Source organism: Nostoc sp. JL33 (assembly GCF_017114985.1).
Lineage (GTDB): Bacteria > Cyanobacteriota > Cyanobacteriia > Cyanobacteriales > Nostocaceae > Nostoc.
Window position 1 is genome coordinate 45,467 of sequence record NZ_JABXKP010000052.1, and the last position, 13,409, is coordinate 58,875.

Annotated in this window: 11 protein-coding genes; 6 read left to right on the forward strand and 5 right to left on the reverse strand. The window is 42.9% G+C overall.

Annotated elements, in window-relative coordinates; translation table 11 throughout:
* The first annotated feature begins 168 nt into the window (after positions 1–168).
* The 3 genes from cbiB (at position 169) to HWQ23_RS13935 (ending at position 2,989) form a co-directional block, all read left to right on the forward strand.
* Entirely contained in the window at positions 169–1,143 is a 975-nt protein-coding gene (cbiB, locus tag HWQ23_RS13925) for an adenosylcobinamide-phosphate synthase CbiB (RefSeq protein ID WP_292829177.1), read from the forward strand.
* Between the two features lie 118 nt (positions 1,144–1,261).
* Complete coding sequence (gene pyrR / locus HWQ23_RS13930; protein WP_229494559.1) at positions 1,262–1,798, forward strand: bifunctional pyr operon transcriptional regulator/uracil phosphoribosyltransferase PyrR; 537 nt, start codon at positions 1,262–1,264, stop codon at positions 1,796–1,798.
* A 276-nt stretch (positions 1,799–2,074) separates the two neighbouring features.
* Positions 2,075–2,989: a tetratricopeptide repeat protein gene (locus tag HWQ23_RS13935; protein WP_292829180.1), complete on the forward strand. Its 915-nt coding sequence runs from the start codon at positions 2,075–2,077 to the stop codon at positions 2,987–2,989.
* A gap of 128 nt (positions 2,990–3,117) precedes the next feature.
* On the opposite strand, the gene HWQ23_RS13940 is transcribed toward HWQ23_RS13935, so the two are convergent.
* Positions 3,118–3,501, reverse strand: a complete 384-nt coding sequence (locus HWQ23_RS13940) for a nuclear transport factor 2 family protein (protein ID WP_292829182.1) — start codon at positions 3,499–3,501, stop codon at positions 3,118–3,120.
* Between the two features lie 557 nt (positions 3,502–4,058).
* Here HWQ23_RS13940 and HWQ23_RS13945 point away from each other — a divergent pair.
* Positions 4,059–5,312, forward strand: coding sequence for a DUF4912 domain-containing protein (locus HWQ23_RS13945; protein ID WP_292829184.1), 1,254 nt, complete (start codon positions 4,059–4,061; stop codon positions 5,310–5,312).
* 126 nt (positions 5,313–5,438) lie between these two features.
* On the opposite strand, the gene HWQ23_RS13950 is transcribed toward HWQ23_RS13945, so the two are convergent.
* From HWQ23_RS13950 to HWQ23_RS13965, 4 genes are all read right to left on the reverse strand, one after another.
* A complete protein-coding gene (locus tag HWQ23_RS13950) occupies positions 5,439–5,774 on the reverse strand; it encodes a hypothetical protein (protein ID WP_292829186.1) in 336 nt (111 codons plus the stop codon).
* A 617-nt stretch (positions 5,775–6,391) separates the two neighbouring features.
* Positions 6,392–6,994: a superoxide dismutase [Fe] gene (gene sodB / locus HWQ23_RS13955; protein WP_292829188.1), complete on the reverse strand. Its 603-nt coding sequence runs from the start codon at positions 6,992–6,994 to the stop codon at positions 6,392–6,394.
* A gap of 481 nt (positions 6,995–7,475) precedes the next feature.
* Positions 7,476–9,089, reverse strand: coding sequence for a bifunctional pantoate--beta-alanine ligase/(d)CMP kinase (locus HWQ23_RS13960; RefSeq protein ID WP_292829190.1), 1,614 nt, complete (start codon positions 9,087–9,089; stop codon positions 7,476–7,478).
* 149 nt (positions 9,090–9,238) lie between these two features.
* Positions 9,239–10,363, reverse strand: a complete 1,125-nt coding sequence (locus HWQ23_RS13965; protein ID WP_292829192.1) for a septal ring lytic transglycosylase RlpA family protein — start codon at positions 10,361–10,363, stop codon at positions 9,239–9,241.
* 897 nt (positions 10,364–11,260) lie between these two features.
* Here HWQ23_RS13965 and glsA point away from each other — a divergent pair.
* Both glsA and HWQ23_RS13975 read left to right on the forward strand, forming a co-directional pair.
* Positions 11,261–12,232 (forward strand): glutaminase A, encoded by a 972-nt coding sequence (glsA, locus tag HWQ23_RS13970; RefSeq protein WP_292829194.1) that lies wholly within the window; start codon positions 11,261–11,263, stop codon positions 12,230–12,232.
* Between the two features lie 84 nt (positions 12,233–12,316).
* Entirely contained in the window at positions 12,317–13,387 is a 1,071-nt protein-coding gene (locus HWQ23_RS13975; RefSeq protein ID WP_292829196.1) for an FAD-dependent monooxygenase, read from the forward strand.
* The last annotated feature ends 22 nt before the right edge of the window (positions 13,388–13,409 follow it).

Here is a 13,409-nt window from a genome sequence, read left to right on the forward strand (position 1 = left end):
GATTTTGGATTTTGGATTTGTTTCACCCACAAGGGGTAAAAGCGCGTAGCAGAACGTTAGTCCGGCATGAACCAAAAAAATCTAAAATCGGCTTTTCTTGAATCTAAAATTGGCACGGTCAATATTTGGACTATTGACCATTGACTCTTGACCGTTGACTGGTGACTTATGACTAATAGCATCTATATCTTAATAATTGCTGCACTTTTAGATTACTTAATTGGCGATCCTTGGGATTGGCCTCATCCAGTGCAAGTTATGGGGTGGGTAATTTCTCACCTGAGCAAATTTTCTCTCCAATTGTGTCAAAATTCTCTAACACAACGCCTAGCTGGAATTGTACTAGGGATTATTCTAATAATTGGTAGCGGTGTTGTTGGCTTTTTGATTATTCAAATTGCCAGATCGGTTCATCCGTTGTTGGGAATTGCAATAGATAGCATTCTTTTGGCTAGTTGTTTTGCTGGTAGAAGTTTGCGAACAGCTGCGGTAGCTGTTTTACAACCTTTAACAGCAGGTGATTTGGAGAAGGCTCGTAAGATTTTAAGTAATTACGTTGGTCGAGATACACAAAACCTCTCACAAGCAGAAATTTCACGAGCCGTTTTAGAAACGGTTGCAGAAAATGCCACCGATGGGGTAATGGCTCCGCTTTTTTATGCAATTGTTGGTGTCTTTGTGCCAGTTGTGGGGCCAACTCCTTTGGCTTTAGCATACAAAGCCAGCAGTACCCTTGATTCAATGGTGGGCTACCGAGAAGCACCCTATACTTATTTGGGATGGTTTTGTGCGCGGTTGGAAGATTGTTTGACTTGGCTACCTTGTCGGTTAACAGTCGTGACTCTGGCGCTGTTATCGGGTAAACCGATGCACCTTTGGCGAATTTGTCGTCGGGATGCAGTTAACGATCCTAGTCCCAATTCTGGCTGGAGTGAGTGCGCCTATGCTGCTTTTTTGGGTGTGCAGATGGGGGGTACAAATTGGTATCGCGGGGTAGCTAAGTACAAACCACTGCTAGGAGATGCTATTTATCCGATTACTGCAACTTCTATTCAGAATGCTTTGCAGCTGACTCGATATTGTTTTTTGCTATGGTTAGGGATAGCGATCGCAATCTTCTTAATACTTCTAAACAGGGAGTAGGGAGTAGGGAGTAGGGAGTAGGTGATTAAAATTTTCATATTCCCCACTGTCCACTCCCCACTCCCGACTCCCCAAATCTCTAATATGATTCATCACTCAGGGGTATGATTCTATAGCTATGTCTGCCAAAGTAGTTGAAATTCTCTCATCAGAAGAAATCCGTCGTACCTTGACTCGTCTTGCCTCTCAAATTGTGGAAAGGACGCGTGATTTGTCTCAACTGGTGCTTCTTGGTATTTATACCAGAGGTGCATTATTAGCCGAATTGTTGGCGCGTCAAATTGAGACGCTGGAAGGTGTAGCTGTGTCAGTCGGCGCTTTGGATATTACATTTTATCGAGATGACCTCGACAAAATTGGATTGCGGACTCCAGCGAAAAGCGAAATTCCTTTTGACCTTACGGGGAAAACGGTTGTACTGGTGGATGATGTAATTTTCAAAGGACGGACGATTCGCGCTGCTTTGAACGCAGTCAACGATTACGGTAGACCAGAGGTGATTCGTTTAGCTGTGTTGGTAGATAGGGGTCATCGAGAATTACCAATTCACCCAGATTTTATTGGCAAGAAGTTGCCTACTGCTAAAGAAGAAATTGTCAAAGTTTACTTACAAAATTGTGATGGGAGAGATGCAGTGGAGTTGATTAGTCATTAGTCATTAGTCATTAGTCATTTGGAGGCAGAACTATAGCGCTTCTGGTTTGGGTTTCGAGTTCTGAACACGAAGTTTCCAGTTCAAAGGTCGAACTTCCGAGTTCAGAGGTCGGAGTTTCGAGTTCAGAGGTCGGAGTTTCGAGTTCTCTGCTCAAAAACTTAACTGCGATCGCTACACCAATACTAAAACATGGCTGAATCAGCAGTTATTTTTATAAGCTAAGGGCTTAATACCAAATGCTAAGAAGAACTACACTGCGATTAAGGAGCAATAATCATGCCAATCAAACCCGACGACCACGAAGTTTGGAACAACCGGGGCATTGCACTATATGATTTGGGAAGATTTGAAGAAGCAATCGCCTCTTATGACCAAGCCCTCAAAATCAAGCCCGACGACCACGATGCTTTGTACAACCGGGGCAATGCGCTAGATGATTTGGGAAAATTAGAAGAAGCGATCGCCTCTTTTGACCAAGCCCTCAAAATCAAACCCGACTTGCACGATGCTTGGTACAACCGGGGTACTGCGCTAGGAAAATTCGGAAGATCAGAAGAAGCGATCGCCTCTTATGACCAAGCCATCAAAATCAAACCCGACGACCACCAAGCTTGGAACAACCGGGGCACTGCGCTAGGAAAATTCGGAAGATCAGAAGAAGCGATCGCCTCTTATGACCAAGCCATCAAAATCAAACTCGACGACCACCAAGCTTGGAACAACCGGGGTACTGCGCTAGGAAAATTGGGAAGATTAGAAGAAGAGATCGCCTCTTATGACCAAGCCATCAAAATCAAACCCGACTACCACCAAGCTTGGTGCAATCGAGGCATTGCACTAGATGATTTGGGAAGATTAGAAGAAGCGATCGCCTCTTATGACCAAGCCATCAAAATTAAACCCGACGACCACGAAGCTTGGTACAACCGGGGTATTGCGCTATTTAATTTGGGAAGATTTGAAGAAGCGATCGCCTCTTATGACCAAGCTCTCAAAACTAAACCTGACAAAGACAATGCTTGGTACAACAAAGCTTGCTGTTATGGTTTGCTAGGGAATATTGATTTGGCAATAGAGAATTTGCAACAAGCTATCAATCTAAATCCTGAATGGCGAGAGATGGCAAAAACTGATACTGATTTTGACAATATTCGAGAAGATCAGCGGTTTCAAGATTTGATTAGTCGTTAGTCATTGGGCATTGGTTAGTAGTTATAGCCTTTCCTAATCACATGAGGTATATCTTAGCCCCCTCCTCGCTTGCGGGGAGGGGGTTGGGGGTGGGGTTCAGTAACTACTCAACCGAGAACCGCTATAATCTACCGCAAAATTGGGCTACCGTGATGATGAACTAAGTACCACTTCCCACCAAGAAAGTGAAATACATTTGTAGCTGTTGATTGTGCTTCAAGTCTTCTCCCGCCTACCACTTGAAACACATTTTCTCTCAACACAACGTAGGCGATATTATCAGTTATTTCTGTAGCAATTATATCTGTGTTAATTTCGATATAAGCGGTATTTGTAAATATCTGTTCCCAAGAAGTGCGAATCTCTTTCCAACCTCGCAGTATATTACTCCCAGGATGAATACAAAAACTACCAGTTCCTTGTGACCATACTGCACTCATTGTCTCAATATCTTTTCTTTCAAAAGCTCGATAAAAAGCTGCATTAGCCGCTAAGACTTCATCTTTCGTCATGGGGAATCAAATATTTAAAAGTTATCAGTTAAAAGTTAAAAGTTAAAAGTTAGGAGTTAGGAGTTAGGAGCCACTAAATTATAACTCTCAAATTTGACAAATTAGTAATTACCAATACCCAATGCCCAATTCCTTTGAGTGGATTGCGGTTTTTGGCTAACCCACAGCTTAATGTGATGAAAAATTGACATTAGGGCGATCGCTGGCATTGAAATAGCGAAAAATGTTATGAAAGCATGACATAGTGATCCCAGAAAGGCTGATAAATTCGTGAAACAGGCAAAAAACCACTTGTTACCCCTTGATCCCTACATATGCTTAGTGGTTAATATTGACTTAACAAATAGAACTCCTTCGATCCCAAAGAAATGCTGATTTTGGCATAACCAGGAATTGCAAGGAAGTGACCTGAATTTAAAAACAGACTAAAAAACTTAAAAACTGGGCAAAACCAGGAGTCAGGAATAAGAAATTCATCTGGAGCGGATGACATTTTATATAGCATTCTTTAACCAGGGGAAATCATTTACCACTTAAACTACTGGAGGCCGAAATTAATGGCAAAAGAACGCCCGCCACTAGAGGAGATGACCTTACGCCAACTACGCAAAGTTGCTAGCGAATACAGCATCTCTCGCTATAGCCGAATGCGTAAATCACAACTGCTGGCATCAATACAAGAAGTCCATCGCACCAAAACTTTACTCAGTCCATCTCGTTCATTGGAGGCACAGGAAACCGTGGAAGCTGCAAAGTTTGAATTAGGTCAGGAAGATCGTACTGGTGGATCTTTGGCTGATGTTGATGAAGGACTCGCAGATTTGCCCTCTGGCTATGGTGACAGCCGGATTGTACTCTTACCGCGCGATCCTCAGTGGGCTTACACTTACTGGGATATTCCCAATGAACATAAACAAGAACTGCGCCGACAAGGGGGACAACAACTCGCGTTACGGATTTATGATGTCAGCGAGATCAATATCGAATACCAAAGCCCCCACAGCATTCAAGAATATCCTGCTGATGAATTAGCCAGAGAATGGTATCTACCAGTTCCAGTTAGCGATCGCGATTATGTGATCGATATCGGCTATCGTGCTGCTGATGGTCGCTGGTTGGTACTAGCTCGTTCTACTAGAGTACACATTCCTCCCGTCTATCCTTCTGACTGGATTGAGGATGTCTTCATCAGTGTCAACTTTGAAGAAGATTTGCGTGGCAAGACTCAGTACGAACTGGTTCCCCCTGCCAAGAAGATTGCAGTTACCGCCAATGGTAATGCTGTTGTCAATGGCAACGGCAACCCCATCTACGACCAAATATTTGGTTTAGCGGAATCTGCCGAATCACAACGGGTTGCTGGTTCTATCTTCGGTTCCCAGCAAGGTTCGGCGCGTCCTGAAGAAGCTATTAGCTCTTACATTTTCCCATCTGGTGTGGGTCTGTGGGCAGCTCCTACCGTGTCTGGTTTAACCGCTTCCGGTGCAGGAATGTCAGGTGTTGGCTTCTCAGCTTCCGCCGTACCAGCGCGTCCGCGCCAATTCTGGTTAATTGCCGATGCTGAGTTGATAGTCTACGGTGCAACCGAACCCGATGCTACCGTAAGCATTGGCGGTCGTCCAATCAAGCTAAATCCAGATGGGACATTCCGCTTCCAGATGTCTTTCCAGGATGGTTTAATTGACTATCCGATTTTGGCTGTAGCTGCTGATGGTGAGCAAACCCGGTCAATTCAGATGAAATTCAATCGTGAGACACCATCCCGAAATACTAACACCAAAGAAGAAGCTGTTTTAGAATGGTTCCCTTAAGTTTTGGCTCTGAGATTAACCTCAGACTGAAATTTTAAATTATTTCCCGCTATAGTAATTCTGTAGCGGTTTTTTTTGCATTAATATGTATACAAAAAAATTATTCGTTGAGTGCAGATGCGATGTCTATGACAAGGCTTTCGCCAACGCATCCCCAAGTTTACGTAATGTTCTCTCTCGTGCAAAGTCAGCAGCTGCCCGTGCCGACTCTGCCAGAATTGTGTCAGTGTTTGGCGTTAGCTTCAAAGCCCCACCTAAATAACCCAGTGCCTTAAGATAACAATCAGATAAATTGGTCGAGGCTAACCGCTTTACAGTTTGGTAATCGCCATTTGTAAAGGCAGATAAAGCCAAGGCGTGTAAATCATTTCCGGGTTCGGGAACATCCAAAACATTGAGGATTGCCTCAATAGCTTTATTTACCTGTTCTAGTGTCAGTTCTTGTTGTACAGCTTGCACCATTGTTTTTACTCCTAAGTCGAGTTTTGAAAATTTTAAGATATAACTTGGGGCTATTTCGTTCTAGACAGAAACCGCCCAGAACTGAAGTTCAAGGCTAATAGTCAAAGTCCGTTAAAACGGACTATAACCCAATACAGTTCAGTTAAGGATAAGACTCTTTATCAAAGTTAATTTTTTTAACGAACCGCAGAGGCGCAGAGCAAACAGAGAGAAAAAAAATGCTTAACTGAACTGTATTGGACTATAACCTTTTCTTAAGTCGTCTTTAGACGAATGAGTGCTATTAGACTCAGAATTCATTCTGAGGTGGACTAGATGAGAATGAAATAGCCTGGGGCAAATAGAGTATGTGCCAGTTACGATCGCAATGCTCTTTTACGATTTGTGACACAAAACCAACAGCATTATCCCCATTATCCCCTGAAGGGTCAACCAAAAACAGTCACGATAGTCGTGACTGCTGATAAGATTGGTCAATTAACTGATTGTTTCTACTTTACATATCTGGCAGGAGCCACACAGACGCATACTCCTACAAAGAAGCAAGCTACGCGGAGCGTCTCGTAGAGAAGCAGCTTGCCAAAAGGCATCGCAGCCACTTCAAAACTGGTAATTGATTAAGCTTTAGCCAAGTTTTCAGCAACAAAGTCCCAGTTTACCAACTGTTCTAGGAAATTCTTGATGAACGCTGGACGGGCATTTCTGTAGTCAATGTAGTAGGCGTGTTCCCAAACATCCAAAGTTAAAAGTGCCTTCTGGCCATGAGCTAGAGGGTTCTCTGCATTTGGTGTCTTAATCACCTTCAGCGTACCACCATCATCAATCAGCCAAGACCAGCCGCTACCGAATTGAGTTGTGGCGGCGTTAGTGAACTCTTCGGTGAATTTGTCAAAGCTACCGAAGTCTTTATCAATCTTGGCTGCGAGATCACCAGTGGGTGCGCCGCCACCTGCGGGTTTCAAGGAATTCCAAAAGAAGGTGTGGTTCCAAACTTGAGCAGCGTTGTTAAAGATTCCCGCCTTAGAGGAGTCTTTGAAGGAAATTTTGATCACCTCTTCCAGAGGTTTATCGGCAAGTTCAGTACCTTCAGTGAGCTTGTTCAGGTTGTCTACATAAGCTTTGTGATGCTTGCCATAGTGATACTCGAAAGTCTCAGCTTTCATGCCATATGGCTCTAGAGCATTAATGTCAAAGGGTAGTGGTTCTTGTACAAATACCATTGTGTGAAATCCTCTCTTTATCGGTTTCCAGTCTTAAACTATTGCAGAAGCTTAGGAAATTAGCAGCTTTTGTTTTTGACAGTTTTATGTCTTTGATCATGAAACATAAAACTTAGCATCGTCATTCTACTACCAAAGTGAAGATAAAGTGAAGATGAAAACAAAGTACTTTTGTGATAAGTCAAACCACGATGAATTCATGGCTATAAATAAAAATGGCTAATATTCCATAGCCAGAAACCGATAATTAATTAGCATTTAGCAATTAAAGCTTTCATACTTCTATCTTTAGTAGGATTAATTCCGATGTGAAAAATCAGTCGAAAGCGAGATGATTTAATACTTAAATAATAATCTAATCTTTATACTACATGAGTAAAATTATCTATTTTATTTTTAAATGCAGTTTTGAGGATGGTAAGTGAATAATCACTCACCCACCACCCTTTGAAACTAAAAAACTAACAGCAAATAGTGGTGATTACCACTGAGATAAACGCTGCTGGTAATAGTTAACGATTTGTGCCGTGATTTCAGACACGTCTAAACCATCGGTTTGAACTTCGATCGCATCTGCTGCTTTTCGCAAAGGGGAAACTTTGCGTGTACTATCTTTCCAGTCACGTTCGGCAATATCGTGTTCCAGTTGCTCTAAACTCACTTCGGGTTGACCTTGTTTGTTAAAGTCTTGCTGGCGACGACGGGCGCGTTCACTTACAGAAGCGGTTAAGAAGATTTTAACTTCGGCATCGGGGAATACATGAGTACCGATATCCCGTCCTTCAGCGACTAAACCACCTTTTTTACCCCAGTTTTGCTGTAGTTTAACCAGAGCTTGACGTACAGCGCTCTGTGCAGCGATCGCAGATACAATAGAAGTTACCTCAATCGTGCGAATTGCCTGGGTAACATCGGTATCGTCAATCCAAACTCGCACGCTCGATTGTAAATCCTGGGTAGGAGTAAGTTTAATTTTACACTGGTTAGTTAATTCGGCGATCGCACACTCATCATCAATCGCAATACCGTTTTGCAGTACTAACCAAGTTACAGCACGGTACATCGCTCCTGTATCTAAATACACTAAATTTAGATTTGCTGCCACTTGACGCGCCACTGTGGATTTTCCAGCCCCGGCTGGGCCATCAATGGCGATGATGGGTTGACGATCGCGCAAGATGATATTGTCAATCAAACGTGTAGACCCAAGACGAGCTGCGATCGCCAACATTCCTTCCTCCTCAACTTTTTCTAAAGACATTAACGTAGTCGGTTCAACCAATTCAATATATTCCACTAAAATCGTGCTGACTATAGCCACTTCTTGCTGTACTAGTGCTATCAACTTGTTGCTATTGCGATCGCCTGCAATGAATGCAGCTTCAGCTCGTCGCAAGCCGCGATATAACACCGCTGCTTGCTCTTTTGCCGTTGCAGTCAAATATTGATTACGAGAACTGAAGGCAAGACCCGAAGCTTCCCGCACTGTTGGACAACCAACAATTTCTACTGGCAAATTTAAGTCAGCTACTAAGCGTTTAATAATTGCCAGTTGCTGACCATCTTTTTGACCAAAGTAGGCACGGTCAGGCTGTACCAAGTTAAAAAGTTTGGTCACAATCGTAGCGACACCCTGAAAGTGACCTTGCCGAGAACGAGCACACAAGCCTGTGATCATAGCAGATGGGGGGATAACTTGTGTAACCTTTGATTCTTCTATACTTTTCTGGGGAACTGCCATTTCTTCCGGAGTGGGTGCAAAAATCGCATCTACCCCAGCTTTAGAGCAAAATTGTTGATCTTGCTCTAAAGTGCGGGGGTAGCGTTGATAATCCTCGTTGGGAGCAAATTGCAGGGGATTGACGAAAATACTCACAATCACCGTAGAATTTTCTTGCCGCGCCCGTTGAATCAAGCTTAAATGACCTTGATGTAAATTTCCCATCGTTGGCACCAGACCGACTGCCGTCTGATACCAGCCAGTCATCTCATCTAGTTTCAGATGGTCATGGTCAGTAACTGCAATCAGGTTGTTTTCTGAGCAGCGTTTAGTTAAATAGCAGCGTAAAGCTGCGACTGTTGTCAGCAGGCGCACAAAAATACCCCTAGTTCTTATCGATCCCTCCCCCGTTAGTTTATATCTGAAATAGAGGGAACAGATGATTGAACTAGGGGAATTGTTATCGGGAGTGGGGAGTCGGGAGTGGTGATTAACTTTTTTCCCTATTCCCTATTCCCTATTCCCTACTCCCTACTCCCTACTCGATTATTTTCCAAGACTTCAATATGCACTGGTGCCACGCCACTGCCCATCATGCCCAAAATCCGAGCCGCGCCAGCAGACAGATCAAGGATTCGACCCCGAATGAATGGGCCTCGGTCATTAATCAGCACCACTACAGAACGACCATTGCGGGTGTTGGTTACACGAACTTTTGTACCAAAGGGTAAGCTACGATGGGCGGCAGTCATGCCTTCTGGATTGAATCTCTGACCGCTAGCAGTACGATTACCAGAACCGTCATAGCCGTAAAAAGATGCCATGCCTCTGAAACTGATTCGTACTACTCCGACGGCAATCTGTTGAGGCAGCTTTGGTATTGATATTGGCAGACGCACTGGTAAATTCGCAATTTCTTTTAAGGGAGATGCATTGCCTAGTAGCCTCCGCAGGCGATTGGTTGCTTGCAATGCATCTTGCGCCAGATTGTTGGTAGTACCTGCTAATCGCGTAGCTTCGTTGATTTCGACCAATTCTTCGTCATTAATTTTGATTATATAGCGATCGCCATTTTGCTGGAGGGGGGCGCTTTTGCTTTGCGTTTGATTATCAGTAGATTTTTCCCCTGCTTTCCAACTTACGGTAATCTTACTCCCGTCCACATTTTCCCGATTCAACTGGTTGATCTTAGCTGCTATTACACCAGCTATCTGAACCGGGTCATTGTCAACAGAGCTAATCTGGTTACTCACAAGAGTTACGTTACCAGTACTCGTTCCCTTTGGTGAATTGCTAGCAATAAGGGCGTACCCTTGTACGCCCCCAGTATTTCCAATTGCACCAACTTTTTTAGTTTCAGGATTCGTATTTGATACAGAACTCAAAAAGGTTAGAACAGGTATATTTCGGATAAAAAGGGTTGCCGCCTTACGTCCTCCAATGTTGTGAGTATGAATTTCTGTAATCACAGCATCCAAGGTTTGTTTCCCTGCTGTTGATTGGTACTCTCCCACCTTCACCACATCAGGGCCAGGTGATTTTTGGGAAGCTAGCGCATTTCCCTTGGTGGTTTGAGTGCAACCGACTGACGGTATGCCCAAAACAGCCATAGACAGGGCAACAATAATCCACAAATGTCTTTGATTCATGCGTCCGTTTTTAAAGCGACTGTAGAACTGAAGTTTTATAACCTGCGAAATTTTTCACTTGTGAAAGTGACTTCTCTCTTGAAAAACTCGAACTCGTTCCGTTTTCACTTTGTTATTTATAACTGCAACAGATTAACACGAACCTTTTGGCTTGGGGATCAGGGTTTTAGCGTAATTTTAAGCTCCTTTCTCAAATTTTAATGCCAATTTCAAGGGCGAAACCTTTCTCAAATGGGGGCTTTGGCTATGTAACGCTTTTTAATGCAAGTCAAAAATTTCTTAAAAAAACTTTATGCTTATTGCACGCCAAAGTGACGATACCTTATTCATATTGGTTGTCAAGGCTCGCAACTACCCGTGTATTATAGATTACATCGGTTTGGGCTATTTCCTATAAGAAGATAATATAACTTTTATTAAATAGCAAGGGCATTAATACTTAAAACTACTTATTTAATGGAATATTCAGATTTACCTATGAATAAGTGGTCATAGGAGTTACATCTGAAATAATTATGCAGATTAGTTTGAGTTTAATATCTTTTTTCAAAGTTTTTTCTACTTAGATTAATCATGACTTTTATTCTCCATAACTAGACGAAATATAGTGATATATGTAACTGGCTGTAACAGTAATACTGAGTATTAAAAAAAGGACAATACTCAACTGAATTTTTTTCAGGATTAATCATGAAAAAATTAACAAATATTCGCGATCGCTTGGAGAAAAATTTTTAGTCGTATTAAAAAATACAATAGCTATGGTTTGCCCTAAGTAGTTGCTCAAGTATGATTTTTGAGATGAAGCCGTCTTTTGAAAAATCTTTGCGCCTCTAGGGATGTACAGCTGCACCTCTACTATATATAGTAGGTATTTTGGGAAATGCTATCAGCCTGATGACAGACCAAGCAAATCAAGGAGATTTAGAAATAAATCCATCGCCATTAAAAGCTTTTCTCAAGGAGTTGCATTCGCAGTACAAGTCAGTGCGGGAGGGTGTAGTAGCGAAATATATTCCCGAACTGGCAAAGGTAAACCCGGACTTGTTCAGCATTTGCATTGTGACAGTAGATGGTCAGGTTTACAAAGTTGGGGACTGGGAGCAACTCTTTACCATTCAGTCAATTTCCAAGGTGTTTGCTTATGGACTTGCCTTAGAAGATCATGGGCTGGATTATGTTTTGACTAGAGTTGGTGTGGAACCGACGGGGGATGCATTCAACGCGATTGTTTTGGATGAGCAATCGAAGCGACCTTATAATCCAATGGTAAATGCCGGAGCGATCGCCACCACCAGCTTAATTAAAGGTTCCGGCCCCACCGAACGCCTGAACCGAATGCTGGATATGTTCCGGCGATATATTGGCCGCGACGTGTTCGTTGACATTTCAGTTTTTACCTCAGAACGCAGTACAGGGCATCGCAACCGCGCAATGGCGCATTTGATGCTCAACTTTGGCATGATTGACCGGAATATTGAAGAGTCGCTGGATCTTTATTTTCAACAGTGTGCTGTGATGGTGAATTGCCAAGACTTAGCAGTGATGGCGGCTACCCTTGCGAACAAAGGTATTAACCCGATCAGCAAAGAACGGGCGGTAGATAAGCGTTATATCAAAGATATTTTGAGTGTGATGTATACCTGCGGCATGTACAACTTTGCAGGTGAGTGGGCTTATAAAATTGGGATTCCGGCGAAAAGCGGTATTTGTGGTGGGATTATCGCCGTTGTACCGAATAAGATGGGGATTGGAGTTTTTTCGCCCCTGCTGGATGTACGTGGTAACAGTGTGCGCGGGGTAAAGGTGTGTGAAGAACTGTCCCAACGGTTAGGTTTACATCTATTTGATTGTTCTGGTCAAGAGTGAATTGGGCAAACAGGGCAAACAGGGCATTGGGTTATTCTCCTAGTTGTTATCATCTAAACAACTATTAAATCAAGAGAATCACAGATGGTTTCTTCCAACAGCAAGATAGGTATTATTGGCGCAGGGACATCAGGCGCTTATCTTGCCAGTTTGCTTATTCAAGAAGGGTTTCAAGTTGACTTGTTTGAAAAAGCGCCCGTAGTGCGTACCGATGGATGTGGCATTCTTATTGTCCAATCAGGTATGAAAGCACTTGATCAAGGAAACCCTCAAATAAGCCAAAAAATTATTAACTCAGGCAATCCTGTTAAATTATTCGAGTTTCGCAACCTTAAAGGTGGATTCATCAATTCAGAATCCGTCACCTATGGTGAAGATGAACTACCAGGAATGCTTGTACACCGTAAGGCGATTTTAGAAGCAATCCTTGATACTTTACCCCCTAATAGTATTCATTTTAACGCTCAATTAGCTTCGATAACGCAGACTGAGAATAGCGCGATCGCCCACTTTAAAGATGGAAGTCGCTGGGAAGGAGATATTATAGTCGGTGCTGATGGCATTCTTTCTAAGGTTCGGCAGTTTGTGGTTCCGAATGTAGAACTATGCTATTTAGGCGATTTAGTTTGGCGAGGGATTGTGACAGATAATAGCTTCTGTCCAGAAGGAAACTTTTTTGTTTATGTACGCGGTCGGGGAATTTATGCAAATTTCTTTCATATTGGTGCAAATCTTACTCATTGGGGTTTCTTTGTAGAAAAGGAACAGAGGGATTCTGAAATAGGCAGATTACAACCGACTAATATATCTATTCCTCCCGAAGAATTAGCCAAACTCCCAGAGGATGCACGAAATGTGATTGAGTCAACCCCTGTGGAAAATATTATCTGTCGTTATTCCTATGACATCGATCCCCTACCTCAACTCTATGATGGTCGCGTGATTTTAATTGGTGACGCAGCTCACGCAAAAAGTCCTACTCGCGCTAGAGGCATGACTTCAGGTTGGGAAGATGGTTTGTCTTTAACGCGACATCTCACGGCTAGTGCTAGTTTTGCCGAAGCTCTGGAAAATTATCAGACGGAAAGATTACCTATTGTCCACGAATATCAACGTTCGAGTCGTGAAGTGAGCCAGAAAATTGGTCGTCGTTAGCTAACGCGAAACTTAGGGTAAA

Coding starts and splice junctions, on each gene's coding strand:
- cbiB (WP_292829177.1), top strand. CDS start 169: ATGACTAATAGCATCTATATCTTAATAATTGCTGCACTTTTAGATTAC.
- pyrR (WP_229494559.1), top strand. CDS start 1,262: ATGTCTGCCAAAGTAGTTGAAATTCTCTCATCAGAAGAAATCCGTCGT.
- HWQ23_RS13935 (WP_292829180.1), top strand. CDS start 2,075: ATGCCAATCAAACCCGACGACCACGAAGTTTGGAACAACCGGGGCATT.
- HWQ23_RS13940 (WP_292829182.1), bottom strand. CDS start 3,501: ATGACGAAAGATGAAGTCTTAGCGGCTAATGCAGCTTTTTATCGAGCT.
- HWQ23_RS13945 (WP_292829184.1), top strand. CDS start 4,059: ATGGCAAAAGAACGCCCGCCACTAGAGGAGATGACCTTACGCCAACTA.
- HWQ23_RS13950 (WP_292829186.1), bottom strand. CDS start 5,774: ATGGTGCAAGCTGTACAACAAGAACTGACACTAGAACAGGTAAATAAA.
- sodB (WP_292829188.1), bottom strand. CDS start 6,994: ATGGTATTTGTACAAGAACCACTACCCTTTGACATTAATGCTCTAGAG.
- HWQ23_RS13965 (WP_292829192.1), bottom strand. CDS start 10,363: ATGAATCAAAGACATTTGTGGATTATTGTTGCCCTGTCTATGGCTGTT.
- glsA (WP_292829194.1), top strand. CDS start 11,261: ATGACAGACCAAGCAAATCAAGGAGATTTAGAAATAAATCCATCGCCA.
- HWQ23_RS13975 (WP_292829196.1), top strand. CDS start 12,317: ATGGTTTCTTCCAACAGCAAGATAGGTATTATTGGCGCAGGGACATCA.